At 55.5% G+C, this 26,075-nt stretch carries 23 protein-coding genes and 1 tRNA gene; 15 read left to right on the top strand and 9 right to left on the bottom strand.

All coding sequences use genetic code 11. The features are described from left to right. Position 1: 1 nt before the first annotated feature. Together AC2FFA_RS10005 and AC2FFA_RS10010 are read right to left on the bottom strand one after the other, a co-directional pair. Positions 2–2,014, bottom strand: a complete 2,013-nt coding sequence (locus AC2FFA_RS10005; RefSeq protein WP_496851512.1) for a dynamin family protein — start codon at positions 2,012–2,014, stop codon at positions 2–4. Positions 2,015–2,016: 2 nt separating this feature from the next. Beyond that, the gene (locus AC2FFA_RS10010; RefSeq protein ID WP_299898140.1) at positions 2,017–2,439 is read right to left on the bottom strand and encodes a hypothetical protein; all 423 of its coding nucleotides are present in this window, start codon (positions 2,437–2,439) and stop codon (positions 2,017–2,019) included. A gap of 838 nt (positions 2,440–3,277) precedes the next feature. On the opposite strand from AC2FFA_RS10010, the gene AC2FFA_RS10015 reads away from it, so the two are divergent. The 7 genes from AC2FFA_RS10015 (at position 3,278) to AC2FFA_RS10045 (ending at position 11,023) form a co-directional block, all read left to right on the top strand. Continuing rightward, a tRNA-Leu gene (locus AC2FFA_RS10015) sits at positions 3,278–3,362 on the top strand. Between the two features lie 473 nt (positions 3,363–3,835). Next, positions 3,836–5,149: an amidohydrolase family protein gene (locus AC2FFA_RS10020; protein WP_496851513.1), complete on the top strand. Its 1,314-nt coding sequence runs from the start codon at positions 3,836–3,838 to the stop codon at positions 5,147–5,149. A 27-nt stretch (positions 5,150–5,176) separates the two neighbouring features. After that, positions 5,177–6,160 carry a BMP family protein gene (locus AC2FFA_RS10025; protein WP_117873288.1) on the top strand — a complete coding sequence of 328 codons (984 nt, stop codon included), beginning with the start codon at positions 5,177–5,179 and terminating at the stop codon, positions 6,158–6,160. 16 nt (positions 6,161–6,176) lie between these two features. After that, on the top strand, positions 6,177–7,535 hold the full coding sequence (locus AC2FFA_RS10030; RefSeq protein ID WP_496851514.1) for an amidase: 1,359 nt from the start codon (positions 6,177–6,179) through the stop codon (positions 7,533–7,535). After that, positions 7,532–9,052, top strand: a complete 1,521-nt coding sequence (locus AC2FFA_RS10035) for an ABC transporter ATP-binding protein (RefSeq protein WP_496851515.1) — start codon at positions 7,532–7,534, stop codon at positions 9,050–9,052. Before AC2FFA_RS10030 ends, AC2FFA_RS10035 begins: the two co-directional genes overlap by 4 nt. Then, positions 9,042–10,085, top strand: coding sequence for an ABC transporter permease (locus AC2FFA_RS10040; protein WP_496851517.1), 1,044 nt, complete (start codon positions 9,042–9,044; stop codon positions 10,083–10,085). Before AC2FFA_RS10035 ends, AC2FFA_RS10040 begins: the two co-directional genes overlap by 11 nt. Beyond that, positions 10,082–11,023, top strand: coding sequence for an ABC transporter permease (locus AC2FFA_RS10045; RefSeq protein ID WP_299898150.1), 942 nt, complete (start codon positions 10,082–10,084; stop codon positions 11,021–11,023). The genes AC2FFA_RS10040 and AC2FFA_RS10045 overlap by 4 nt, the downstream gene beginning before the upstream one ends. Before the next feature lie 255 nt (positions 11,024–11,278). Here the strand turns inward: AC2FFA_RS10045 and AC2FFA_RS10050 are convergent, their stop codons facing one another. The 5 genes from AC2FFA_RS10050 to AC2FFA_RS10070 form a co-directional block, all read right to left on the bottom strand. Then, entirely contained in the window at positions 11,279–11,638 is a 360-nt protein-coding gene (locus AC2FFA_RS10050) for a hypothetical protein (protein ID WP_496851519.1), read from the bottom strand. A 32-nt stretch (positions 11,639–11,670) separates the two neighbouring features. Then, complete coding sequence (locus AC2FFA_RS10055) at positions 11,671–12,027, bottom strand: hypothetical protein (RefSeq protein WP_496851521.1); 357 nt, start codon at positions 12,025–12,027, stop codon at positions 11,671–11,673. A 156-nt stretch (positions 12,028–12,183) separates the two neighbouring features. Further along, positions 12,184–13,074, bottom strand: coding sequence for a cation diffusion facilitator family transporter (locus AC2FFA_RS10060; protein WP_496851522.1), 891 nt, complete (start codon positions 13,072–13,074; stop codon positions 12,184–12,186). A 158-nt stretch (positions 13,075–13,232) separates the two neighbouring features. After that, the gene (locus tag AC2FFA_RS10065; protein WP_496851524.1) at positions 13,233–14,141 is read right to left on the bottom strand and encodes a c-type cytochrome; all 909 of its coding nucleotides are present in this window, start codon (positions 14,139–14,141) and stop codon (positions 13,233–13,235) included. 13 nt (positions 14,142–14,154) lie between these two features. Continuing rightward, positions 14,155–14,622: a c-type cytochrome gene (locus AC2FFA_RS10070; RefSeq protein ID WP_496670699.1), complete on the bottom strand. Its 468-nt coding sequence runs from the start codon at positions 14,620–14,622 to the stop codon at positions 14,155–14,157. Positions 14,623–14,708: 86 nt separating this feature from the next. Here AC2FFA_RS10070 and AC2FFA_RS10075 point away from each other — a divergent pair, with 86 nt between their 5' ends. Next, on the top strand, positions 14,709–15,554 hold the full coding sequence (locus AC2FFA_RS10075) for a LysR family transcriptional regulator (protein WP_496851527.1): 846 nt from the start codon (positions 14,709–14,711) through the stop codon (positions 15,552–15,554). Positions 15,555–16,013: 459 nt separating this feature from the next. Here the strand turns inward: AC2FFA_RS10075 and AC2FFA_RS10080 are convergent, their stop codons facing one another. Beyond that, a complete protein-coding gene (locus tag AC2FFA_RS10080) occupies positions 16,014–16,973 on the bottom strand; it encodes a LysR family transcriptional regulator (protein ID WP_496851529.1) in 960 nt (319 codons plus the stop codon). 82 nt (positions 16,974–17,055) lie between these two features. On the opposite strand from AC2FFA_RS10080, the gene AC2FFA_RS10085 reads away from it, so the two are divergent. The 3 genes from AC2FFA_RS10085 to AC2FFA_RS10095 all read left to right on the top strand — a co-directional run bounded on the left by AC2FFA_RS10085 (position 17,056) and on the right by AC2FFA_RS10095 (position 19,688). Further along, on the top strand, positions 17,056–17,676 hold the full coding sequence (locus tag AC2FFA_RS10085) for a pyridoxamine 5'-phosphate oxidase family protein (protein WP_299898164.1): 621 nt from the start codon (positions 17,056–17,058) through the stop codon (positions 17,674–17,676). Positions 17,677–17,740: 64 nt separating this feature from the next. Next, the gene (locus tag AC2FFA_RS10090; RefSeq protein ID WP_496682967.1) at positions 17,741–18,721 is read left to right on the top strand and encodes an alpha/beta fold hydrolase; all 981 of its coding nucleotides are present in this window, start codon (positions 17,741–17,743) and stop codon (positions 18,719–18,721) included. Positions 18,722–18,776: 55 nt separating this feature from the next. Then, positions 18,777–19,688, top strand: a complete 912-nt coding sequence (locus AC2FFA_RS10095; RefSeq protein ID WP_496851532.1) for a PhzF family phenazine biosynthesis protein — start codon at positions 18,777–18,779, stop codon at positions 19,686–19,688. 276 nt (positions 19,689–19,964) lie between these two features. Here AC2FFA_RS10095 and AC2FFA_RS10100 read toward each other — a convergent pair whose 3' ends face one another. Continuing rightward, on the bottom strand, positions 19,965–21,137 hold the full coding sequence (locus AC2FFA_RS10100; RefSeq protein WP_496851534.1) for an adenylate/guanylate cyclase domain-containing protein: 1,173 nt from the start codon (positions 21,135–21,137) through the stop codon (positions 19,965–19,967). Between the two features lie 692 nt (positions 21,138–21,829). On the opposite strand from AC2FFA_RS10100, the gene AC2FFA_RS10105 reads away from it, so the two are divergent. The 4 genes from AC2FFA_RS10105 (at position 21,830) to AC2FFA_RS10120 (ending at position 26,067) form a co-directional block, all read left to right on the top strand. Further along, entirely contained in the window at positions 21,830–22,855 is a 1,026-nt protein-coding gene (locus AC2FFA_RS10105; protein WP_496670713.1) for a LacI family DNA-binding transcriptional regulator, read from the top strand. 94 nt (positions 22,856–22,949) lie between these two features. Further along, on the top strand, positions 22,950–24,251 hold the full coding sequence (locus tag AC2FFA_RS10110) for an ABC transporter substrate-binding protein (RefSeq protein ID WP_117873314.1): 1,302 nt from the start codon (positions 22,950–22,952) through the stop codon (positions 24,249–24,251). A gap of 106 nt (positions 24,252–24,357) precedes the next feature. Beyond that, positions 24,358–25,224, top strand: coding sequence for a carbohydrate ABC transporter permease (locus AC2FFA_RS10115; protein WP_117873316.1), 867 nt, complete (start codon positions 24,358–24,360; stop codon positions 25,222–25,224). Positions 25,225–25,236: 12 nt separating this feature from the next. Then, positions 25,237–26,067, top strand: coding sequence for a carbohydrate ABC transporter permease (locus tag AC2FFA_RS10120; RefSeq protein WP_117873318.1), 831 nt, complete (start codon positions 25,237–25,239; stop codon positions 26,065–26,067). The last annotated feature ends 8 nt before the right edge of the window (positions 26,068–26,075 follow it).

The raw sequence follows: 26,075 nt of genomic DNA on the forward strand, positions 1-26,075 counted from the left end.
CTTATGCCGCTTCGTTGCTAAGATCTTTCAGAATGTCGCCCAGAATCTCGTCCTTGGATTTCTGAGGCTGCAAGCCCGCCATCGCCGCCGCAGTCTGACCTGGGTTCTTTTCGGCAGAAGACGAGATGCTCAGCAGGGTTTCCTTCTGCTCACGCAGGAAATCTGACAGGATCGCACGGACGTTTTCGAGCACTGCCGCAATCTGGTTTTCCTCGATATCCTTGGTGATAGAATTCGCCTCGGACGCGATCAGCCGCGTGTAATCCGCCGCGTAGGCTTCAAACCCCTTTCGGCGCTGCCACCAACGTCGCCACCAGGTACTTTGCAAGTCCAGTGCGATTGTCCGGCCGATGCCAAGAGGTGGCGGAACACGAGGAACAATGGGCGCTTCAATGCTGAATTCGCCCAGATGGTTGCCAAGTATCTTATGATAAAGCGCTTCGACATCTGCAGCGGCGGTTGCGTACAACGCCCCGGCATCCTTGCGCATGGCACGGGCGAAACTGAAATAGGCAGCCTTTTGCAATGTCCTTAATCCCGCGGGATCATATTGCCACGTGCCTTGTTCGCCATTTTTTTCAAGATGCGCGATCAGTGAGTCTGTTGCGCGCTTGACGAAATTGGCCTCGGCTGAATTCAGGCGCTCCAGTACTTTGTCGCGCAACGCATTTGTCAGCTCGGCCGCTTTCTTTTCGTATTCGGCAGACACCGTATTGATCGCATCTTCAGGCGAAATACCGTCAAGATCCCGCGCAACGCCTTCACCTTCGGACAGGTTCTTGGCGACCGCAGTCGCGCGGATCTGACTGGCAATGTTACGGGCCCGATGGCGAACGCGGTCCATCAGGCGCGCTCCGGCACCGTCCGCAATACGCTCGTTCATGGCCAGCAATAGATCGGGCAAGCCGGAAAGCGCCCAAATTTTATCGAGCGAGGCCGCCTGATCACCGAATCCAGCGGCCAGGTAGAACGTATTCAAGGCCTGGCGCGATTCTTCAGTCAAAATATCCGGGTTCCCGGTCAGTGCGGCTTCGGCCCACAGCGCACTGCCAAAAACGACGCTGGTATTAGTGTCGATATTGTTCTGTTTGAGCGTGTCCTGAATGCGGTCACGGATCTCCGGGACCTGATTTACAGGATCGGAAAGCTCATCGATCCTGTTGACGAACAGGATGATCTGCCGGTTCTCGAACTGCGCAATAATGCGCATCAGAGCCATGTCCATGGTCGTCAGGGCCTGGCTTGCTGCCAACACCACAACACAGACTTCGGATCCCCGCAGGCTGCGCAGCGTGATTTGCTCACGCACCATGAACGTATCGTTCACACCGGGTGTGTCGCACAGTTTCAGCGCAATGGGGTATTGCGGAATGTCCATATACAGCTCGGCTGATTTGGTAACATCAGCAAACCGGCCCGTTTTCGGATCAATATCGGGATCGTCTTCATCGCCCAGACACACATAGCGTTGAATCAATTCTTCGTCGAAATGGTCATACTGATGGCTTTGACCCAGGATCAGGTCAAAGTGTTTACCAAGACGCTCCTCTGACTTGGCCTTCATCTCAGCAATCTGATGGCGAATGTCTTCCATCTCATCATCTGCGCCGGCACGATTGGCCAATTCACCAAGACGACCGCCGCCGACCATCAGGTTGGCCCATTCTTCCTGCTCGAAAAATGTGAACTTGGCCTTTGTATCACCCGGCGGGCGTGTGTTGATGTTCAGGGTCGTAACCACCGAGGTCCACGGATTGACGTCTGACGGCAGCAGGGCAGGGCGCCCGGCAAGAATATTGACGATCGAGGATTTTCCGGCCTTTACCTGGCCCACCATCGTGATGCTGGCGGTAAAATTCTCCATCCGGGTCTTGAGCGTAGCCAGCCGTGCCGAAGAGCGCGCATCAGCCACCTCTGTCAGTTGATCTATTTGAGCTGTCAGTGAAGCCATGGTTTCCGTCATCGGTGCCAGTGCTTCGTTGCCGACAGACAAAAGGTGATCGTTGCGCGCCATGCTTAACCTCCGGTTCCCGTTGCAGCAATTTGGGGCACATGCGAACCACGGCCCGCCGGAATGCTTGTCAGAGTGTCGATGCGCGCGATCAGGTCCAATGCATTGCCCAGAATTTCGGCTTCGGCCCGAGGTGAAATAGTCTCGTACGATTTGGAATCGGCCAGTACTTCAATTGAGCTGAAGCTGTCTCCATTCTCGAGGCACGCAACGCGGCGCCCGGTCGGGAAACCTTCGGATTTTGCGGCGGGCAGCGGCATGCGTGCATTCGCCAGCAAATAGTGTTCACCGGAATGAGTGCGAAGCGAAATACCAAAGCCTGTATTCGGATGGTCGCGATTCAGAGTCTTGAGCTCACCAAGGAAGCTCTCACGAGCAAAGAAGACAGCTTCTTGCTCGGCGGCAGCGGATGGATTCAGATCGGTCACAGCAGAAAGCCTTGTATTGGAGTTGAGCAAAAAACTCGTACCGGCGCCGAAGTGGCAAAAAGACTCATTAACTCCTGAGTACAACAAGTACCTTCAAGGCGGTGTTATTTTGGCGCGAATAAGATTTTTTAGCGGTTGAATTGTGGCGGTAATGTGGTGACCCGCTCATAACAATGTCTCAACCGATGCGGGTATAATAGGGCGACAACCTTGGATAGTGAAGCGATTGGCAAGGTTGCATATAGTGATAGTCGTGGGAGCCAAAAGAGTTAAAGGGGGTGCCTTTTCAAGAGCATTCGAATGACTTGGAGGCTGATGGCCAGTTGGATTCAGACTTTTGAATAAAATCAGGTATTTATGCTTTGAACTTTGTGGGATGTTCAGGTTCTGAGGAGAAAAATCAAATGTCCAAGTGAAACCAGCGATACAAGGTGCGATGGTTTTCTGGATCAAACTGCAGCAATTCTGGACCTTTGCGTCTCGGTTCTCCACGCAAGCTTTTTGGCGTAAAGCCTGGCCGGAAAGATTGGTGTTTATTCAACGTTAGCGCGTTTCCAAACAGTTCGATCGTGCAAGGCTACAACCTGTGAGCCAAACGCCAGGAAGCAACGTCATATTGGGGGTTTCAAACCGGCAATAGATTTTTTTCTGTTTTCAGACGCCGCTCGTTTCGCTGCCACTGCGCTGGTTGTCATGACAACAAGGTCGAAAGTGGGTTGCGGTGCTCAGCCATATTGCTTGGCAGGTCACAAACTTTGTTTTCCTCGAATTTTACCTCTCGCACTCCTAAGCAAGCTTTGTTATTGAGCGCTTCATTCCAGCGCTAGTGCGCTCGGTTGCGGGTGTGGCGAAATTGGTAGACGCACCAGATTTAGGTTCTGGCGCCGCAAGGCGTGGGGGTTCAAGTCCCTCCACCCGCACCATCATAATTTACCATAATCATACTTATGCGAATATCTCGTGTAGCGGGGCACATTTGTTAAGTGCCCTTAAAAATGAGACTTCTATTTTGAGACTCGATTTGCTGAGAAGTTCTGGAACACTGCCCCGTCAGATTGGAAGCGCGAGTCTGGCGATGTTGAGGATGTGTCGCTCGAACTGATCATAGGTATCGCGGCAACTAGAACATTTCTACTTTGCACAACCAGTGACATTTCTACTTGGTTGCAACACCTCGCTTGTCCTCTGTCATCAATTACATCCTTCTTCTCCAAGTTGGAGCTTAAAGAAGATGTCTCGCAGGTGCGTACATATCTACAGATGGAAATCCAATCGACGGGCTTCCATCGTAAGCGGCCGCGAGGCCGGCGCAGTCACCAGTTCAAAAAACACCGTAAAAATAAATGGCAATTTTCTTGAATACTTTTACCATGTGGTCAAATTAGGGGGCAGATGAATGTTCGACATCATCATCAGACAGGCCAGCTTGCCGGATGGCCACGAACCGGTGGATATTGCAATCAAGGGCGACCGCATTGCGGAAATTGCCACTGACATCAAGGGTGAGGTGCGCGAAGAAATCGACGCAGCGGGCCACTTGGTTTCGCCTCCTTTTGTCGACCCGCACTTCCATATGGACGCCACCCTGAGCCTCGGGTTGCCACGTATGAACGTCTCGGGCACGCTTCTGGAGGGCATCGCGCTTTGGGGTGAATTGAAGCCCCTGCTGACACCCGAGGCGGTGATCGAACGGGCCATGCGATATTGCGACCTGGCCGTGTCGCAGGGATTGCTGGCCATCCGTTCGCATGTGGATGTTTCATCAACCCCGTTGGTGGGTGTTGAAGCTCTGTTGGAAGTGCGCAAGCTGGTTGCCCCCTATATTGACCTGCAATTGGTGGCATTCCCGCAAGATGGCCTTTTCCGATCGAGAGACGCAGAGAGAAACCTGATCCGGGCGCTCGATATGGGCGTCGATGTCGTGGGCGGGATTCCGCATTTTGAACGCACGATGTCGGAAGGTGCCCGATCGGTCACAAGGCTGGCCGAGATCGCGGCGGACCGCGGCCTGATGCTGGACCTGCACTGTGATGAAAGCGATGATCCGATGTCTCGCTACGTAGAAACGCTGGCCTTTGAGACCACGCGCCTCGGGCTCGGCGGTCGTGTGACTGCAAGCCACGTCACCGCGATGCATTCATACGACAATTACTATGCCTCGAAGCTCATTCCGCTGATCGCGGAAAGCGGCATGAATGTTGTACCGAACCCGCTTATCAATATCACGCTGCAAGGTCGCTCAGACACCTATCCGCGCCGCCGTGGCCTGACCCGCGTGCCAGAATTGCGTGCGGCGGGTGTGAACGTTTCCTTCGGGCAGGATTGCACCATGGATCCATGGTACTCGCTTGGATCCGCCGACATGCTGGAAGTGGCCCATATGGGCGTGCATGCGGTGCCGATGACATCCCGCGAAGCGATAGAGTGGGCTTTTTCATCCGTTACCCAGAACGGTGCCAAGACCATGGGTCTGCCTGACCCCACAATTCGCGAAGGTGGCCCTGCCAACATGGTTGTACTGCAAGCACGTGACCCGATTGAAGCTGTTCGCATGAAAGCCACACGCCTTGCCGTCATCAAAAACGGAAAGGTGCTGGCCCGCACGGAACCACGAATGGCCGCGCTTTCGTTGCCCGGCCGCCCCACGACCCTGGATCCCGCCGATTACGCGCCCAGGCCCAAAACTCAGGAAGCTCAAAAACAAGAATAACTGCCACCAACAGAAGAGGATACTCCAATGAAACTCACCACAACACGTCGTCAACTGATGGTCGGCGCTGCGGCCACGCTGGCCCTGCCGGCTTACGTCCGCCGCGCGAATGCACAATCTGCGACCCGCGTTGCCGGCGTGCATATGTCTCCGGTCGAAAATGCCTGGAACAGCCGTATCCACGTGGCAATGCAGGAGGCCTCCGATGCTGGCCTGATCGAGTATGAGTTCTCTGAAGGCGTGGCACCAACCGACTATCCCCGCGCGATGCGCGAGTATGCAGAAGGTGGTGCGCAGATAATCTGGGGCGAATCCTACGCCGTGGAACGCGAAGCACGAGAAGTGGCAGGCGATTATCCCGATACCGCCTTCCTCATGGGCTCTTCCGGCGGACCGGACGGGGACAATTTCGGCGTCTTTGGCACCCGCAACCACGAGGCGGCCTATTTGGCCGGAATGCTTGCCGGCCAAATGTCGGAAAGCAATGTTTTCGGTTCCGTCGGCGGTTATCCGATCCCCGAGGTGAACCTGCTGATCAATGCTTTCCGGATGGGCGTCAGTGAAGTGAACCCTGACGCCACCTTCCTGAACGGTTTTATCGGCGCATGGTTTGATCCGGCCCGCGCGCAGGAAGCAGCAATTGCCCAGATCGATGCGGGTGCGGATATCCTGTTTGGTGAACGGATCGGTACGGCGGATGCGGCTCAGGCGCGTGGTGTGAAAGCCATCGGTTCACTTATCGATTACACACCGCGCTATCCCGGTACGGTCTTTGCCAACGCGATATGGAACTATGGGCCAACTATCGAAGCCATCGTGGCGGACGTTCAGGCGGGCAATCCCACCGGGCGCAACTACACGGAGTATTCCTTCATGGCCCATGGTGGCAATGAGCTGATCTATGTCGCCGACGAAGTGCCTGCTGATGCCATCCCGGCGATGGAGGCCAAACAGGCTGCGATCCAATCCGGTGAATGGGACGTTCCGATCGACGAAAGTGAGCCCTCCTGATTCTGAGGGCGTTGACGTGACCGATGCCACGGCCCTTGCGGCTTCCATCATGGCGAGGCAGATCTCTGCCAGCGAGGTGATGGAGGCAAGCCTTTCCGCTTGCCACGCACAGGCAGATTTGGGGGCCGTGGTTTTTTTGGATGAAGACATGGCCCGCGCGGGGGCAAGGGCAGCGGACGTCTTGCCACCTGACCAGCGCGGGCCCTTTCATGGGGTTCCTTTTTTGGTCAAAGACCTCGGCGGATCTGCAAAGGGGCTGCCAGCCGCTGCGGGATCCGCGGCTATCCGGGCGCGAGGTCGAAAACCCGATAGAGACAGTCACCTATTGGGGGATCTACGCCAGACTGGCCTGATATCCTTCGGCTTGACCGCGACCCCTCCTTTCGGTCTTTCCCTGACATGCGAACCAGATGGCATCGCTGCTACTAGCAATCCATGGAACCCCGCGTTGACGCCCGGTGGTTCATCCGGCGGCGCTGCGGCAGCGGTCGCAGGTGGTATCGTTGCCATTGCCCATGCTACGGATGCGGCCGGGTCCATCAGAGTACCTGCCGCGTGCTGCGGTTTGACCGGGCTTAAGCCGTCTCGTGGTGCGGTGCCCGGAGGTCCTGATTTTGCCAATCACCTGATGGGGATAGCCTCTGAACTGGTGTTGGCACGGTCGGTCCGTGACGTGACAACCGCCCTTGGTGCCGTAGTCCAGCCAATGGCCCCGGTGCATCTGCCAGAACGCCCCCGTGTCGCGGTGGCATTGCCGGATCGTTGTGAAGCGGACCAAAGCAAGGCCGCGAAAGATGCCGCCGACGCGCTGCGCGATGCTGGCTGTGAGGTGCGTGTCATCCGTTCTCCCGACCGGCTCGGGGTTGAGGCCCATGAAATTGCCCGAACCATATTGGCTGTTTCCTTGGCTGAGTGGCTCACTGCACTGGGGATCTCTGATGATCAGGTGCCCCCGCTTGCCGCCGCCATGGCTGCCGAGGGCCGTGCGACACCTGCCACCGTGCTTTTTGCGGCCGTGCGACAGCTGGCGCGGCTGACACATCGTTCTTGCCAGCTCTTCAGTTCCGCTGATGCCATCCTAATGCCGGTCCTCTCGTCTGCACCGCCCATTGTCGGTACTTTGGACCTGTCTGGCGCTTCTCCTGATGAACACATGGCGCGGCTGGAGGCTTTTGCCCCAAACGCAGCACTTGCCAATGTAGCGGGCTTGCCAGCTTTGGCGTTGCCTTTTGGCATGGCAAATGGCCTTCCACTCGGTGTGCAACTAATCGGACCGCCCGGCGCGGATTTTGCGCTGCTGAAACTCGGCAAATTGATCGAGACCCGCGCGCCCGAACTTTCCTTTCCGTCCCCAATCGCAGGCCTGCCCGCATGACCAAGGTTCTGGAGCTACACAACATTACCAAGCGTTTTGGAACACTTGACGCCAATGATGAAGTGACCCTTACACTGGCCGAGGGTGAAATCCTTGCGCTGTTGGGTGAAAATGGCGCAGGTAAAACGACGCTGATGAACATCCTGTTCGGTCATTACGCAGCCGATGAAGGCACTGTCAGGGTGTTCGGCAAAGAGCTGCCACCCGGCCTGCCGCGCGCTGCAATCGAAGTGGGTGTGGGGATGGTACACCAACACTTCACGCTTGCCGGAAACCTCACGGTTCTGGAAAACGTCATTCTTGGTTCTGAACCCATGACGCGCGCACGATCCGCTCGGGCCGCCGCCCGCAAGAAATTGTTGCAGATCGCTGATCGGTTCGGTCTGCCCGTGAACCCCGATGCCAAGGTTCGGTCGCTGTCCGTGGGTGAGCGCCAACGGGTCGAAATTCTGAAAGCGCTCTACCGTGACGCTCGTATACTGATCCTGGATGAACCTACTGCCGTTCTGGCCCGGCCCGAGGCAATGCGCCTGTTCGAGACGCTGCGCGACATGACGAAAGAAGGTCTCTCGCTTATCTTCATCAGCCACAAACTGCATGAGGTTATGGCGGCTTCTGATCGTGTGGCCGTCCTTCGTGGCGGCAAGATGGTGGCGGAACGGAAAACCTCTGAGACCAACCCCGGTGAGCTGGCGGAACTGATGGTCGGCCGAAAAGTGCAACGCCCCGTACGTCAAGACCACGAGATCGGCGCGCCAGTTTTGATCGCAAACGATGTGCGCGTGGAAGAAGACGGTGAGTTGCGGCTGGATGACGCGTCATTCACCGTCCACGCTGGTGAGATCCTTGGAATCGTCGGTGTTTCAGGTAATGGGCAGGCTTCCCTTGGCGGTCTGTTGTCCGGATTGATTCACCCAAGCGCCGGGCAGTTGACACTCCTGAACAAGGATATCGGCCATCTGGGTCCGCGTGGCATGATCCAGGCTGGCGCTGGCAGGGTGCCCGAAGACCGTCATGCAGAAGGTGTCGTGGGTGAGTTGAGCCTGTGGGAAAATGCAGTTCTTGAACGACTGCGCACACCCGAGTTTTCGTACCGCGGCTTTGTCCGACAACGCGCCGCCCGAGAATACACCTCAGGGTTGATCGAACGTTTTGACATCCGGGGTGCCAGCCCGGACACGCGAACAAGGCTGCTGTCTGGCGGAAACATGCAAAAGCTGATCCTGGGACGGGTCCTGACCAACGGGCCGCGATTTGTGCTCGCCAACCAGCCGACGAGAGGCCTTGATGAAGGGGCAATTGCCGCAGTTCATGCCGAGCTTCTGGCCGCACGGGCCGAGGGTGCTGCGATCCTTCTCATTTCAGAAGAACTGGAAGAAGCCGTAGCTCTTTCAGACCGGATACAGGCGATCGTCAAAGGTCGTTTGTCGAAACCGATATCCGCTGATGAGGCTGACCCACAACGCCTTGGCCTGATGATGGCAGGTGTCTGGAAGGAAGATGACGATGCGGCTTGAACGACGCACACAAGTGCCGCTGCACCTTGTGGTTATCGCGCCGCTGGCCGCGATCTTTACCGCATTGCTTTTGGCTGCGGGCCTCATCGCGGCTGCGGGGGTAAACCCGCTTACGGCTTATAGTGAAATGCTGACTGGCGCACTTGGCTCACGCCTTGCGATTACCGAGATGCTGACCCGCGCCACGCCGCTGATCTTCACCGGGCTTGCCGCTGCTGTCGCTTTTCGTGCGCGGCTTTGGAACATCGGCGGCGAGGGGCAGTTCTTTGTCGGCGCGCTGATTACCGCGTGGATCGGGCATTCACTCGGGGTTCCCGGATGGATTGGTATTCCGATTTTGATGCTGGCAGGCATGGCAGCGGGCGCGGCCCTGTTGGCAGGCCCCGCGTTTTTGCGCCTGCGTTTCGGGGTGGATGAGGTGGTAACAACCCTGCTGCTCAATTTCATAGTAATCCTTTTCGTCGGCCTCATGATCGAAGGCCCGATGCGCGATCCGTTGGCTTTTGGCTGGCCCTCTTCCGTACCCGTAGATGGTGATTTCCGATTGCCTGATCTGATCCCCCGCACGCGTCTGCATATAGGGCTGCTTTTTGCCATCGCAGCGGCCGGTGCCGTTTGGCTGATCCTGGCGCGTACTGTTTTCGGGGCTGAAACACGCGCCGCAGGTTTTAACGCCAGTGCTGCTGCCTTTGCCGGAATTTCTCTGCCCCGAACGATTATGGGTGTGGCTCTGCTTTCGGGCGCTTTGGCGGGGCTGGCAGGTTCCGTCGAAGTCTTGGGTGTTACAGCGGGCGTCACCACAACGATGAGCCCGGGATTCGGCTATGCCGGCATTGTTGTCGCGATGCTCGCCGCGTTGCATCCGGCCGGCGTGGTCGCCGCCGCCGTGTTCGTCGCCACTGTTTTTGTCGGGGCCGACGCCATGAGCCGCGCGACGGGCGTTCCCAGTTTCATTGCCGATGTGATCGTGGCGCTCTGTCTGCTCACCATGATCGTGGCCCTTCTTTTCACAACCTACCGGGTGCGCCGATGAATGAAGCAATTGATCTGCTGCTGAATACCAGTCTCTGGGCGTCCGTGCTGCGTATCGCAACGCCGCTCATATTTGGCGTCCTTGGTGCGTTGCTCTGTGAACGTTCAGGTGTGCTCAATTTGGGGATCGAGGGGATCATGACCATGGGTGCGATGAGCGGTTGGCTTGCCGTTTACATGGGCGCACCTTTGCTGGTGGGCCTGATGATTGCCGCGATTTGCGGCGCGGTGATGGGATTGCTGCACGCCATGCTGACGGTTCCGCTTGGGTTGTCGCAACACGTGTCGGGGCTCGGCATCACGCTGTTTGCATCCGCGCTGGCCTATTACCTCTACAGGTTACTTGTTGAAGTGGGTGATCTGCCCCCGACAATAGAACCATTCCAGCCACTCGATCTTCCGGGTCTTTCCGATATCCCCATTTTGGGACCGATCCTGTTTTCCCAGGCTCTGCCGACTTATCTGGCGCTCTTGGCGGTGGCTGTGATGGCCTATGTCCTTGCTCGGACCCCGTTGGGACTGGCCATTCGCATGACTGGTGAAAACCCGCATGCGGTTGAGGCGCAGGGGTTGAACCCCATTCGCATCCGCATCGGTGCAGTCGTTGTCGGATCAGCCTTGATGGCAGTGGGAGGCGCCTTCCTGACGACAACGGCGTTCAACAGCTTCTTCCCGGGCATGGTTCAGGGGCGCGGTTGGATCTGCATAGCGCTTGTAGTCTTCGCAAGTTGGCGGCCCGGTAAGGCGCTGATCGGTGCCGTGTTGTTTGCGTTTTTTGATGCATACCAATTGCGGCTGCAAACAGCGATTGAAGGCGTACCATATCAGCTTTTCCTGATGGCGCCCTATGTGCTTTCCATAGTCGCGCTCGTCCTTGTCGCCCGCAGGGCCGAGGTGCCTGCTGCGCTGATGGCACCCTATCGGCGCGGTGAACGTTAGGAACACGTTCACAGCCAGTGGATGACTGGTCATCCAAGCGTGAAAGGGGCAGGAAATACATGAGACATCGGGTCATGGCCGGTTGCGACAGTTGTGCCAGTGCCTTTCGTGTTTGACGGGATCTGGCGTCAACACCTTGGGCAAGAGGCCATTGATCGCAATGCAGCGTGTCAATAGCCGGTGACAATGGCGATAAGAAAAGGTGGCTTCTGACGATGAAAAGCTGCCTTGTGACTTTCGACCTGACGTTGTTGCCTAGTTGGCTACCGACTGCAGTCTCCGTCGATCAGCGGCGGTTGCATTTCTCTCAACAACAGTACGGTTGAACGGGTCCTTCAGTTCGTAGCGGCCAAACTCGATCTCTTCCTTCCAGCCATTGGCATAGTTTACTTCAATGTTGTTCCCCTGACGTTCAACTTTCGTCGGGCGACTTCCCGCAGCACCTCCTTGGCCGGACGAGCGCACGTTGTCGATTGAGATACCATCTGCCAATGACCGGAGCCTTGAGACATCAGCGCCTGTAGCTGGCCTTTCTTCCACAGTGCGATTCTGAGCATTCTTTCTTTCATATCGACCGTTTTCGATTTCTTCCTTGGTTCCATCGGCGTAGCGCACTTCGATGCCGTTCGCGTTGGTCTCAACCTTTGTTATCCTGGCTGACCGTGATGACCCGCCCCCTGCCCGGGACTGATTCTTTTTGCCGCTGCCTCGGTTCGAACGCTTCGAGTCGTCGTCATCATCGTCATCGTCATCGTCGTCACGGTCACCACCGCTACCACTGTTGCCCGACCCCGAGTTGTCGTCCCGTTCGCCCCCACGATCATCCCCCGATCGTCATCGCCACCATCCCCGTCTTTTCCGCTGCCACTTTTGGCAAAGGCATAGGCTGGTTCAAGTTGCAGGCGACCTTCCGCGTCAAACTTCGGTACGTAAGGCGTCGCAACAATCAACGAAGCCAGTGCTGCGGTGCTAAGAAGCTGGCCCAGTTTTCCTTGAAGTTTCATTTTTTCGCCTCCAGTTCTGTTCGACCCATCTCATGGTGCCAGTGACAGATTACCCAGGGCTTTGCTTCCCGACACCGGGCTTAGGTCTGATGAATTGCAGGCCGAACGTCCAAGCCAAAACCACGACGTCCGTCGTATTCGATTGCACCGAGTGGTTTAAGAAACTTGGCTCGGTTTTGCTCCGTTGCCTTTCAACTCGTCATCGGGTTCCAGATGAATAACAAAGACAGAACCAGGATAAACGCGTTCCAATGCCAGTTCGACTTCATTGCATATGTCATGCGCCGCGCTGACCGACATTGCGCCGTCCACAACGAGGTGGAACTCAACAAAGATGATATTTGCGGATCTGCGTCCCTTTAGGTCGTGACACTCCAGAGCGGCCCCCATATTGTTTTCAATGGTGCTGGAAACTACCTGCAAGTCATGGTCGGAAAGGCTTACATCCATCAGGCCATCAACGGACGCACGAATAACTTTCCATCCTTCCCACAGAATGTTCAGCGCGACGAGAATTGCAAGGATCGGATCAAGGATCAGCCAGCCAGTGACAAGCGCAAGCAAAAGCCCAACGACAACGCCAATTGATGTTATCACGTCGGTAAAGATGTGTCGGGAACTTGCCTGCAATGCAGGCGACCCCTCGCGCCTTCCGATCTTGAGCAACAAGTAAGCCCATACACCATTCACGCCGGTTGCGATGATGTTGATGACAATTCCAAGCAGCGGCGCATCTTCAAGATGTGGGTCAGGCAGCGCCAACACTGCCTCTCTGATGATCAAAAAGGCGGCGAGCACAATCAACACGCCCTCAACGACGGCGGAAAGATACTCGGCTTTCTTGTGACCAAAGGGGTGGTTTTCGTCCGGTGGCTTGCTTGCAACCCGCACGGCGAAAAACGCAAGCAGCGCTGCGACTACGTTCACTGTGGATTCCATCGCGTCCGACAGCAGAGCCACTGAACCTGTCAGCCACCAAGCCAGTAATTTCAGGGCCAATACGGCTATGGAGATCGGGATGGACCAAAGAGCGAATTTCTGTGTCATTTGGCCAAGACCCTCGATCAAACGTCAACGAAAACTCGGGCGACAAGTGAGTTTTCGTGCTCAAGACCTAAAACAGGTGACGGAGACAAAGGGAAGAGAAGCGTTGGGTTTTCTGCCCAAAATCATCTGGGTATCCGCATTACAGCCTCAATCACCGGTCACTCTGATGAGGGCTCAATCGGCGGCACAGGAACGGCTTTGAGATAGGCGGCAATCGCCAAGCGCTCATCATCGCTCAATCGGGAAGTGTTCTCGATCACTTCAACCATTTCACCCCCGGCGCTGTCATAATCCGGTGTAAAGCCCGACTTCAGATACTCCGCGATGTCAGCTTCCGACCAATCGAGCTGATCTGCCGTGAGGCCGGGTATGCGGCCTTTCCCGCCAGGATTGGGCGCGCCTGTCAGCCAGAGGTCACGTTTCAAACCACCCAACCCGTTTCTTGGCGTGTGGCATTCGGCGCAATGTCCCAGCGCCTCTACCAGATATCGACCTTGAATTTGCTGGTCAGTCAGGTCGCCTTCTACAACCCAGCCCGGCTCCAGATACCACAGTTTCCATCCGCCCAGCCCCCGTCGAATGTTAAACGGGAAACCAACTTCATGCGGGAAGCTTTCAGTGGCAACTGCCGGTAGGGTGGCAAGGAATGCGTGGAGCGATGCGACGTCTTCTGTTGTCATATTTGAGTAAGATGTATAAGGAAAAGCCGGAAAATAGTGCTGTCCTTCGGGTCCGGTCCCATGAAAAAGTGCATTGGCCAGATCCAATGCGGACCAGGACCCGATACCTGCAACCGGATCACTGGAAATGTTCGGGGCTATGAACGTGCCGAATTCCGTCTCAAACCGACGACCACCAGCGAGTTCGAGCATTTCCTCGCCAGCGGCGTTCGGCGCAGAGTGGCAGGACGCACATCCCGCCGCGTAAAACACCACCTCACCTCTTTCGGGATCAGGTGTAACACTGTCCAGTAGGGTCTGATCAACTCTTTTCGGGCGGGTCAGCACCAGACCGAACAGCCCGACCAGAACTGCAATAACTGCGGCGAAAATGAATAAACGCCGCATGGCCAGCGCTCCTTTAGTCTTTTGGCGCCCTGTAAGCTTTGTGACATGCCGAGCACGATCCGCCCAGATCACCCATCGCCGCCTTCAGAGCATCGACATCTTGGCCTGCCGCTGCCTGCATCGCAACAGCGGCTTCGGCCATGGCCTGACCCTTCGCACTTACATCCGGGAAGTTTTCCCAGATGGCTGGCAACGCTCGGGTGGACGGGTCGGACGCATTGTCGGATCCGGCAGGCCACATCGCGGATTGATCGATCTGCGTCAGAACAACCAGGTTGTTCGCTGCCCGTGTTGCCGCATCGGCATCGTATTCCATCTCTCCCTTGGCCATGCCACCCAGAGTGCCAAGATTGAAGGCATAAAGCTTCATGATCGAGGTCCGAGCCTTGACCGCCGGATTTTCGCTTTCCTGGGCGATGGCTGATCCAATAACCGCCACCGACAACAAACCAGCCGCAACGGCCGAGAACTTCTTCATCATTGTGCGTCTCCCTGTTCAATGCGTCGAATACTAGACTGAACATTTTTTCTTGTAATTGTTTGATGTTCAGCGTTCCTTGTTAAATTATGAACAACCAGAACTGGGATGATTTTCGATACGCGCTCGCCGTAAGAAAATACGGGTCATTGAATGCGGCCGCTGGGGCCTTGGGTGTCACTCATGCTACGGTGTTGCGCAGAGTTGCTGCACTTGAAGACCGTTTTGGATGCGTGATTTTTCAGAAAAGCCCATCAGGGTATTCTGCGTTGCCCGAAGCCAGAACAATTCTTTCGGCAATGGAAAGCGTTGAAGAGGCCGTGCTGTCCGTGGAGCGGGCAATTGTGGGTGCGAACCGGTCCCCTGCGGGTCATGTTCGCATTGCGTCCACTGACAGTCTTTGTCAGCTTGTATTGCCCCAAATACTAAATGAGATATCACAAATGTATCCCGGCTTGGAGCTGACTTTATTAAGCGGCAACAGCCATCATGATCTGTCGAGATTGACCGCGGACATCGCCGTGCGACCCTCGATCAAACTTGAAGACGGGCTTGTCAGTGAACGTGCAGGAACACTGTCATTTGGCGTTTTTGACGACGGTTCCCCCAACAAAAAATGGATGAGGCTTGATGGGGCGTTGAGCCGCTCGCTCCCGGCCAAATGGTTGGCCGAACATGTCAGCGCGAATGAAATGACCAATGGAGCAGATAGCTTCTTAGTGCTTCAGCAGATGGCGGTATCCGGGGTGGGCAAAGCCTTTCTACCCTCATTTATTGGCAATGCGGATCCTCGGCTCCATCGGTCGACAGAAATTGATCCCGGCCTTGATGTTCCACTTTGGGTAGCAACACTTGACGAAATAGCCCACACTCCGAGGTTTGCCATCGTGCAGCGAGCTTTGGTTGAACGCCTGTCCATTGCACTGCCAGAGTGACAAATCACAAAGAACAGTCTCAAGGAGTCGCGGTTCCTCCGAGAACAGCTCTGTGGCCGAGGTGCTGATTGCCCAGAGCAGCTTTGAGCGAGCCCTGCACTAAATGCGGAGCCGCGAGAGCTTTTCTGTCCAAGCTCCACGCCTGAGCCCGGGTCTAGGCCGCGCTGATCGCGCACGATGCTTGGAACAAAACAGACTGAGCCGCAATCCAAACGTGATTGCATGCTCAATGCTGGCCCCATCGCTTCGAAAAGCGTGTGTACCCAGGATGTGAAATTTCAATTTCGCGCTGACAAATCCGGTGGGTGGCAAGCTTTGTTGCGCATGTCCGTTTATTGGCAGGCTTCCGCCCTCCCCGTACGGACGCATCCTAAAGGGTGTACCCAGAGTCATGTATCGGTCAGGACCGCAACGCGGGTCCGGCAACGACCGAGTAGCATGGCTCCGCGGATCTTAGGTCTAGCTTTCAGGCCTGAGTTTGAACCCATCCAAAAAGGGGTCGGACTTGAGACGCTTGGCCGCAAAGTCAACAAAGGCGCGCACCTTTGCAGACACGGTGCGGCCTTCTTGATGCACAAGATGGATGGGGACCTCGGGAGGTTCAAACGAATTCAGAACGGTCTTGAGCCGCCCGTCCGCAATGTAGGGTGCCACCTGATAGGACAAGAGCCGCCCGATGCCATGCCCTTTCAGGGCCAGCTCAATCACCGCGTCATTGGTGTTCATACTGATGCGCGGGCTTACGCGTTTTGTCACGACCGTTTCGCCCTTTCGAAAATACCATTGGGCCGATGCGTGCAGGGCAGTTGAATTAATGATGGCGTGATTGGCCAGGTCGTCGAGTGTGTCGGGTTCGCCGTGCAAGTCGAGATATGATGGAGCCGCACACACGACCTGCCTCACCGCGCCGCATCTCACGGCCATCAGACTTGAATCTGCAAGGTTTCCAATTCTGATGCCGACGTCGAGGCCCTCATCAATCAGATTGACCACGCGGTCCACATAAAGCGTGCGCGAGGAGAGCTTTGGATACAGATCCAGAAATTCGCCCAGAATCGGAGTGACGAACATACGGCCAAACAACACCGATGAGGTCACACTGAGTTCTCCGGTTGGTTCGGCATAAGATCCAACGGCAGCACGCTCTGCCTCTTCAAGCTCCATCAGAATGCGTCTGGCATCTTCAAAGAATCTTCGCCCGCCATCAGTCAGCATAACCGAGCGCGTGGTACGCACAAAAAGACGAAGCCCCAGGCTGTCCTCCAGCATGGATACCAGCCGGGTTACTGTTGGTGGCGACATATTGAGGTGGCGTGCAGCGGCGGAGAAGCCATTCAGCTCGGCTACCTTCACGAAAACGCCTAATGCATGAAATCGGTCCAAATAACTATTCCACTTTTTGGAATAATATATTGCCAAGTATCCGCATTCCGCAACGTAAATGCATTGACTAGCTTCATCCCAGCCCCAGGGCATCGCCCCGACCGAGATGGAGAATTCAATGTCACGTCCTTTTGCAGAAATCAGTTTTACGCCTTCCGTACGTGCAGCGCAGGCCAAAAACGGATCGGCTGACGGATATGCGACGTTTCTGGCAGGCTCCGTTCAGGAAGACCTCATCAGCCCGGTCGAGGCCAGCTTCATCGCACAAAGGGACGGCTTCTATCAGGCGACCGTCTCTGAAACCGGCTGGCCTTATGTTCAATTCCGCGGCGGACCGGCAGGCTTTCTGAAAGTGCTGGATGAACGGACGCTTGCCTACGCAGATTTTCGCGGCAACCGGCAATATCTCAGCACGGGGAACCTGGAGTGCAACGACCGCATCTCACTGATCCTGATGGACTATCCCAACCGGAGACGCCTCAAGATCTGGGGCCGGGCGAAACTTGTTGATGGCGCGGATGATCCGGCCCTGATGCAGCGTTTGAGTGTGCCGAATTACAGAGGCCACCCGGAGCGGGCCATTGTGATCAAGCTTGAAGCGATGGACTGGAACTGCCCGCAGCACATTCCCCAACGCCTGACCCTGGAAGAACTTGAAGAGCATCTGGCACCGCTTCGCAATGAACTGACAGCACTGAAGGCTCAAAACGCAGAGCACGAAGGAAAGCCCGGTCAGTAAAGCTGACTGATGCTGAACCCCGCGCGTTCAGACGCGCCCCGGAACCCCAAGAAAGGAAATACCCATGTCGCGCAATCTGAAATCCATCCTGAGCGCCAGTATTCTCGCGCTTTCCGTCGCGATGCCATTCGCACCGGCCCCTGCAATCGCCAAGGAGACCGGAGTTGAAGTTACACAAGCCGTCAACTTCCGCACAGAAAAAATCGGCGAGGTCAATATCGCCTATCGTGAGGCCGGAGACCCGAGCAGGCCCACCGTCCTGTTGCTTCACGGTTTTCCGACCTCCTCACATATGTTCCGTAACCTTATCCCTGAACTGGCCAAGCACTATCACGTGATCGCGCCCGACTTTCCCGGATTTGGGGCGTCGGACATGCCGAAAGCCGAGAATTTCGAGTATTCCTTTGCGAATATCGCCGAAATCATGACGTCTCTGCTGGATAAGAAGGGTGTCGATCAATACGCAGTCTATCTGATGGACTACGGTGCCCCGGTTGGATTCCGGATGTTTGCGGAACAGCCCGAACGGGTCACCGGCTTCGTCATTCAGAACGGCAATGCGTATGAGGAAGGGCTGCGCGAATTCTGGGACCCAATCAAGGCCTATTGGGCCGACCCTTCGAAAGAGAATGGCGACCAGCTTCGTGGTTTTCTTACTCTGGATGCCACCAAGTGGCAGTTCACCCACGGTGTACAGAAGCCGGAACTGATCAGCCCGGATAACTATTGGCACGTCCAATACCTGCTTGACCGCGAAGGCAATCAGGAGGTTCAGCTTGAACTTTTCCTGGACTACGGCACCAACGTTGCCGAGTACCCAAAATGGCAGGCGTTGTTTCGCGAGCATCAACCACCTGCGCTGCTAATGTGGGGTAAGAATGATCACATCTTTCCCATCGAAGGCGCCCTGCCCTATCAACGTGATCTAAAAGCTCTTGAGTTTCACCTGCTTGATACGGGACACTTCGCGCTGGAAGAATATGGGCCCGAGATTGCGGAACAGATGACTGCATTCCTGAACCGTATAACCGCCGCAGGTAACTGATGCGCAACTGGCCGCGCCTCGATCAAAGGCGCGGCCTCATGTTTGGAGACGATCAATGAGCACGCAATCAAAAACTGCCAAGGAAGTAACGGTTGAAAAAGTGCATGGGTTTGTCGACGGTGGCACCGGAGGAAATCCCGCAGGCGTCGTCCTGGACGCTGATGAATTGAGCGAGCAAGATATGCAAACCGTGGCGGCAAGGGTTGGATTGTCCGAGACGGCGTTTGTCTCCCGGTCTGAGACTGAAGGCTTCAAACTGGATTTCTTCACACCAAACCGGCGCATCGCTCATTGCGGTCATGCAACAATCGCCGCCTTCTCTCACCTCGATGCGCTAGGCCGGATCCCCAAGCCCGATACGTCCAAGGAAACAGTTGATGGCCCCAGGCGCATACTCATGAAAGACGGCGCCGCCTATATGGAACAATTGGCCCCACGCTATTCGGGAGCTCAGGAATGGATCGAAAAGGGCGTGAAACTCGACGATGTACTGAACTCCCTTGGGATCGACGATACACAACTTGACCGGAGGTTCCCTCCAGTTCTGGCCAATACCGGAAACAGCTTCATCGTTGTCGGCCTCTCTGATGCCGAAAGTCTTGCCAAAGTCACACCAGATTTCGCCAAAATAGCGCAAATCAGCGAGCAACTGGATCTGATTGGCTATTATGTCTTCACAATAGACCCCTCAGCAACAAACCGGGACGCCACAACCCGCATGTTCGCACCCAGATACGCGATAGATGAAGAAGCCGCTACGGGAATGGCGGCCGGGCCACTTGCATGCGTGTTGCATGATTTCGGCGGCGCGTCTCGGCGATCATTTGAAATCGAACAAGGGGTGTTTATAAACCCGGCAAGCACGAGCCTGATAAAAGTCGATCTGGACATCGAGAATGGCGCAATCACGGGCCTCATGGCGGGTGGCTACGGAAAAGCCATGAACGCGGCCCGGATTGCTTTTTGACGCGAAAAGGCCGGGTGTTTCCGCGGAAACAGTCTCAGTTTCGCCCAGGCCCTTGAGCTCGAATACGTCTCGTCAAAGGCCGCCTGCGACGGCACCATACTCAGCGCAGTGCGTGGCCCGATCTCATGAACCGGTCTGCGCGCTGCCGACCTTTGCAGTGAGAATACCTGGTTGCCCGCAACCCAAATCGCAATCAGCCATTCCGGACAAAGTAGAAGCTTACGGCTCTCAATCTGTGTTGTCCGGATCGATACGCCGATCTGAGGTGGGACCGCCTTAATGCTCCTTCTCGACGAGAGAAAACAACGCGATGGATCCGGCAAGTCCTCTAACTTCGTGAAATCCACAAGCAGAGAACAGTTCGGGCGAAGCAGCGGCAACGGCTGATGTCGCCAGAACTCTGCGACCTAAGGATTTCGTCAAACCCTCAATACGGCTTGCGAGGTTGACTGCTCTACCCAGAACAGTGAAATCCAGCCTGCCGGGACTTCCGATGTTGCCATAGCTTACCTGCCCAACATTGATCCCAATGCCTACGTCCAATGGCGGCTTCTGAGCCTCATCGCGGCGATGGTTGAGCGCGGTCAAGCCGGTCAATACGCTTTGAGCGGCCCGTGCTGCCTTCTTGCATTGGTCATTCAAATCTTCCTGGGTTGCGATGGTGAAGATCGACAGAATGCCGTCTCCCATGAACTTGAGAATATCGCCGCCATTTTCTTCCACAGACTGCACGACCAGATCGAAATACTCACTCAACGTGTCAAAAACGTCTTCTTCGGATGCTTTATCTGAAAGAGCGGTGAAACCTCGCAGGTCAGAGAACATGACAACTGCATCAAGGGTCGTGCGTTCCCCTCGCTTGATCCGCCCGTCCCATACAGCATCAGAAGGCCCATCGCCAAGATATGTTCTTAGAAGACCCTTGGACGACTTGCGCATGGTGACAGGTTCCAGAGCAGAAGACAGGCCGGGCAGTGCATCTTCAATCATTTTCAGATGCCGGGGCGAAAACCCTTCTGACGACTGGGTGACAAAAGTGCAGCCGTGCAGCGATCCATCTCCGTAGTATAGCAGCGTAGCATAGTAATCGGTGCCACCCAGCTCAGCGAAATCAAGATAAGAAGAGTGCTCGGTTTTGGGATCCAGTTGCCGCAGACCTTTGTGAAGTGGCTTCCTGTGCTCCAGAATGTATTCGAACGAGCTCCCGACATACCCATCCGTCAACATCGTCTCATGTGTCACATCGTAACTTTCGGTCCCATCAGGTGTCCAAACGATCCCCCATGCGATGAGCAACGGATTGGCGAAGCGCTGACCGATATTGACCCGCCAGAGTGGCACACCGGCCTCGATCAAAGACGAGCAAAAATGTGACACTACCTTTTCGGGGTCACCTGAGCGACGCCCTTCTGCAATCATCCAATTGGTCAGTTGGGCAATTGCATCCATTGTTTAAAACCAATCGCTTAGATAAGACTGCCGAGAACTCTGGCTCATTGTTCGATCATATTATTCTAGTCTTTTTCTCAATCCATCCAAGCCTGCATCTTTGGTCCATGGGTATAGACCGCGGGTCCCAGCTGTACGCGCCAAAATGGCCTCAACGGATTTTCCTGCTCCATGTGTCTGTCGGACCGGTTCATAGACGTCGGCAGGACAGCATAGGCTTCTGATGGCACGAGGTATTTGTCCCTTGCAGCCTCAAGATTGTCGATTCTCGCTAAGAACTGAACCCGTGGTCCCCCAAGACTTGACCCATGTTTGTTAACGCACCAAGTGGTCTCAAGCCGTTTTAATCCCTTGGCAGATGATATGAGATTTTCGAATACATCTGTCGGAGCCAAAACGGGAAAAACCTTGTGATCTTAGGTGCAGTTTGGTCCGACCGGGAATGCGCCTGCGATGTGGCCAACTTTCGGTTGGGCGATGTGAAACTCATTGAGGATTTGCACGTATTCGATCGTTATCTGCATAGGCAAGTTCGACCACCGATGTTGCGGCATCGATCCCGAGATTCTGTTGAACTCTTTGCGACGTGTCGGTTGCGTGAGGTTGCTCTGGCTATTGATTTTTTTGCGCGCGCAAAGAATATGTAAAACTATGATAAGTTCATGGCGAACAAAACCAGCAGGCAGACTGGCATGACCAAGATAAAGAATATGGAAGAGTTTGCGGCCCTCAGCGGCATCTCGCGACCCACGGTTTCTAAATATTTCCACGATCCCGACAGTGTTCGCCCCACAACGCGGAGTCGTATCGAAGAAGCGTTGGAGCGGTTTGACTATCGCCCCAACATTTATGCGGTCAACCAGAACCGGAAGCTGACCAAGAATATCGGAATCGTCGTGCCCTATCTGGCTGATCCGTTCTTTGCCGAAATCGCGCGCTATTTGGAACAAAGCTGTATCGCAGCTGGATATCGCCCGTTCCTGTTCAGCTCTCATGGTGAGCAAAAACTGGAAACCGAAATTCTGGACGGCTTGCAATCCATGAAGCCAGCCGGGGTTCTTTTGGCACCTTTGGGGCGCATCTCGGACAGATCAGCAATAGAGAAATTCTGCGCCAACGTACCCACAGTTTTGTTCGACAGTAACTTGGATGGTTTAGGGGCCGCATTCGTAGGTTCCGACAACTTCAGCTTTGTCTCACAAACCGTTGAATACATGACCCGTACCGGTGAACCGCCCTCGTTCTTCGAAATGCGCACTCCTGCGAACCCAAATGCCAACAAACGAAGGAAAGCCTACATCGAAGTGATGGAGCGCCTCGGATTTGAACCGCATATAATCAAAGTCGACGGCAAAGGTTGGGCGTTTGAAGAAATCGGCCAAAGAGGCGCACTGAACGTTCTGGGGGAACGTGGATTGCGAACCAACTCGGTGTTGTGCAGCAATGATCGCCTGGCCATCGGCTTTCTTGCAGCTTGCTACAAACAGGGGATTCGAGTCGGTCGGAATGACGATTGCAAGTTGCGTGTGGCGTCAAATGATGACCACCCTTTCGCGCAGTTTACTTGCCCATCCCTGACAACGGCTGCGCATGACTACGACAATGTCGCCGACCGCAGTGTGAAAACACTGTTCCAACTCATTGAAAGTGGAGGGAAATTCAAAACGAGATCTGAAACGTTGTTCCCTGCAAGACTGGTTTTGAGGGATTCCGCGTAATCTTAAAAATTAACGCGCGTAAAGTTTTTATTGACGCCGCGACAATTTTTGCATTACGTTCTCTGCACGACATCCAAGCTCAGGGAGGACAGGGATGTATTTGAGAAACGCACTTCGTGCGGCGACTGCAATGACACTCGTCGCGACGGCAGCAGCTCATGCGGATACCTTAACAATAGCGACCGTGAACAACGGCGACATGATCCGGATGCAGGGCTATACCGATAAATTCACCGAGGCGACCGGAATTGACGTCGAATGGGTGACGTTGGAAGAAAACGTGCTGCGTCAGCGCGTAACGACCGACATCACGACCAAAGGCGGTACGTTCGACATCATGACAATCGGCATGTATGAGACGCCGATCTGGGGCGCGAACGGCTGGCTGGTGCCGCTGGATGGCCTGTCCGAAGAATACGACGTTGGTGACATTCTGCCAGCGATGGCAGGTGGGTTGAGCCATGACGGAACGCTTTTCGCGGCACCGTTTTATGGTGAAAGCTCGATGATCATGTACCGCACTGACCTTATGGAAAAGGCGGGCATGGAAATGCCGGATGCGCCGACCTGGCAGTTCATCAAAGAGGCCGCCGCCGCGATGACCGACCGCGACGCCGAGATCAACGGCATCTGCCTTCGCGGCAAAGCCGGTTGGGGTGAAGGCGGAGCCTTTATCACTGCGATGTCCAATTCATTCGGCGCCCGCTGGTTCGACGAAGAATGGAAGCCCCAGTTCGATCAGCCGGAGTGGGCAGACACGCTGAATTTCTACGTTGAAATGATGAACGAATCCGGTCCTGCCGGCTATGCCACCAATGGGTTCAACGAAAACCTGTCGCTGTTCCAGCAAGGCAAATGCGGCATGTGGATCGACGCGACAGTTGCGGCGTCTTTCGTGACCAACCCTAACGACTCTACGGTCGCAGATCACGTAGGATTTGCGCTGGCACCCGACACTGGATTGGGCAAGCGGTCCAACTGGCTTTGGGCGTGGGCACTGGCTATTCCTGCTGGCACACAGCAAGAAGATGCTGCCAAGCAATTCATCGAATGGGCGACCTCAAAGGACTACATTGAGTTAGTGGCCGAAAGCGAAGGATGGGCAAACGTTCCCCCGGGTGCACGTACGTCTCTGTACGAAAACCCGGAATACCAAAAGGTTCCGTTCGCCAAGATGACACTGGACTCAATCCTGTCAGCTGATCCGAACAGCCCGACGGTAAAACCTGTCCCGTATGTTGGCATCCAGTTTGCCGCGATCCCGGAATTCGCAGGCATTGCCACACAGGTGAGCCAGGAGTTCTCGGCGGTATATGCCGGACAGCAAACGGTTGAGGAAGCACTTGCCAAAGCGCAGGCTTTCACAGCTGAAGAAATGGAAGCCGCCGGTTACTGAGGCATCCTCCCAACGGGTGGGCAGAGGTCTGCCCCCCGTTCAACCCTTCCACAATTCGCGTTTTTCTCGCAGGCTGAGTTACGCCTGAACAGAGAGGGTTTGCGTTATGGCTACTCAACAATCCCGATCAGTTGCCCGCCTGATGATGGCACCCGCAGTGGTCCTGCTGCTTGGCTGGATGCTCGTGCCTCTGACGATGACGCTGTATTTTTCTTTCAAGAAATACCTGCCGCTGCGTGGAGGTGATCTGGGTTGGGTCGGGTTCGACAACTACGTTCGTTTCGTATCCTCCAGTTCCTTCTGGCCTGCAGTTCAGGCGACTTTGGTGATCGTTGGCGGCGTGCTGGTGATTACGGTCGTCCTGGGCATTCTGCTGGCCATGCTACTGGATCAGCCCATGTGGGGACAGGGCGTTGTCCGCATTCTTGTGATTGCGCCATTCTTTGTCATGCCGACCGTATCAGCGCTGGTCTGGAAAAACATGTTCATGGACCCGGTGAACGGTTTGCTGGCCCATCTGTGGCGCTTTTTCGGGGCTGAGCCGATTTCGTGGCTGTCCGAGGCGTCGATGACTTCGATCGTCATGATCGTTTCGTGGCAATGGCTGCCCTTTGCAACGCTGATCCTGCTGACCGCTATCCAATCTCTGGACAGTGAACAGCTGGAAGCGGCCGAAATGGATGGCGCGCCGCCGCTGAAACGCTTTTATCACATCATCCTGCCGCATCTTGGTCGCGCCATAACGATTGTGATCCTGATCCAGACGATTTTTCTATTGTCGATCTTCGCCGAGATTTTCGTGACCACCGGCGGCGCCTTCGGCACCCGTACACTGACCTACATGATCTTCCAGCGCGTTTTGGAAAGCCAGAACGTTGGCCTCGGATCTGCCGGTGGTGTCTATGCAATCATCCTTGCCAATATCGTTGCCATCTTCCTGATGCGCATTGTCGGCAAAAACCTGGACGCGTGAGGAGACAAAACCATGGCCCGCACCGTCACGACACAACGCAAAACACTAAACACTGCCTTTGCCTGGGCCGTAGGTCTGCTGATCTTCTTCCCAATCCTCTGGACGATCCTGACCAGCTTCAAGACCGAGGCGCAGGCAATTGCAAGCCCACCGATCTTCCTCAACTTCGACTGGACGCTCGAAAATTACGCCATCGTGCAAGAGCGCTCGGACTACATGCGGTTCCTGTGGAATTCGGTCATCATCGCAGGCGGATCGACCGTTCTGGGTGTGATCGTGGCGATACCCGCAGCCTGGGCGATGGCGTTTGTTCCGTCCAAACGCACCAAGGACATTCTGTTGTGGATGCTGTCCACAAAGATGTTGCCTGCAGTTGGTGTTCTGTACCCGATTTACTTGCTGTTCATTCAGCTGGGTTTGCTGGACAGTCGCGGTGGGCTGGTCGTGGTGCTGATGCTGATCAACTTGCCGATCATCGTCTGGATGCTCTACACCTATTTCCGCGAAATTCCCGGAGAGATCTTGGAAGCGGCGCGCATGGACGGCGCGACTTTGAAAGAGGAAATCCTCTACGTCCTGACCCCAATGGCCATTCCCGGCATCGCATCAACCGTTCTGTTGAACTTCATTCTGGCCTGGAACGAGGCATTCTGGACGCTCAACCTGACTGCCGTTGATGCTGCACCGCTTACGGCCTTCATCGCCAGCTATTCCAGCCCGGAAGGTTTGTTCTTTGCCAAGCTCAGCGCGGCGTCGACCATGGCGATTGCACCTATTCTGATCCTCGGCTGGTTCAGCCAGAAACAACTTGTCCGCGGCCTGACCTTCGGCGCTGTGAAATAAGGAACACG

Source organism: Ruegeria sp. YTSB088, from assembly GCF_059609825.1.